The organism is Vibrio sp. 2033 (assembly GCF_033339735.1).
The window spans coordinates 1-615 of sequence record NZ_JAWOVC010000511.1; the positions used below are offsets into that span (position 1 = coordinate 1).

At 43.9% G+C, this 615-nt stretch carries 1 protein-coding gene and 1 pseudogene; both read right to left on the reverse strand.

Going from position 1 to position 615, the window contains the following annotated elements; genetic code table 11:
• Positions 1–160, reverse strand: a pseudogene (aspA, locus tag R7P74_RS27505) (aspartate ammonia-lyase); the annotation flags it as partial.
• Positions 161–177: 17 nt separating this feature from the next.
• Positions 178–555, reverse strand: a complete 378-nt coding sequence (locus R7P74_RS27510; protein WP_005458016.1) for a hypothetical protein — start codon at positions 553–555, stop codon at positions 178–180.
• Between the last annotated feature and the right edge of the window lie 60 nt (positions 556–615).

Genomic DNA, 615 nt, shown 5'->3' on the forward strand with positions numbered 1-615 from the left:
GTTTGATGTGGGCTAAAGCTTGGATGAAACTGCTTGGCATGGTGTGCTGGCTGAATGCGAAGTTATCGATAGCGCGCTGAGTTTGCGCTTGATACAAGGCATTCGCCGGGACTTTTACTTCGCCCATGCTGTCGGTTTCAATACGAAATTCGGTGGTCATAGTAGGGTTCCTTTCGTTTAATCAAGAGAAGTCTGAATGAGGCGTAATTGTTGTTGTAATTGGAGAAACTTTACGTCGCCATGTTCAAACTGATAGTAGTAACGTTTGAGGCAGAATAAGGGGGTGTGAACCGAATCAAGGCAGACTCGGCGAAATGTACGAGTGCGAGTTGGGTCTTGAATCGCTTCGAGAAGGTGGAAATACACTTGGCGCAAAAACAGTTCGCACAAGAGTAAGTTTTCATCTTCTGCTTCATGCTCATAGCTGGATGACAACACCATACCCCAATGAATATAGTCATGAATGACGTCGGGCTCAAAGCCACTTGGCGCGGCAAGTTGGAAGCGATCTTGCGCTTTGAAGAAGGCGTTGAATATGTCCTTTCTGCGTTTCATATCTGCCTCAATTAATTAGATAATGATAATTATTATCAATTAAAAATAAATTAGCAACCC

Bases quoted from the DNA above. Each gene is read 5' to 3' on its own strand.
- R7P74_RS27510 (WP_005458016.1), bottom strand. From the start codon at position 555: ATGAAACGCAGAAAGGACATATTCAACGCCTTCTTCAAAGCGCAAGAT.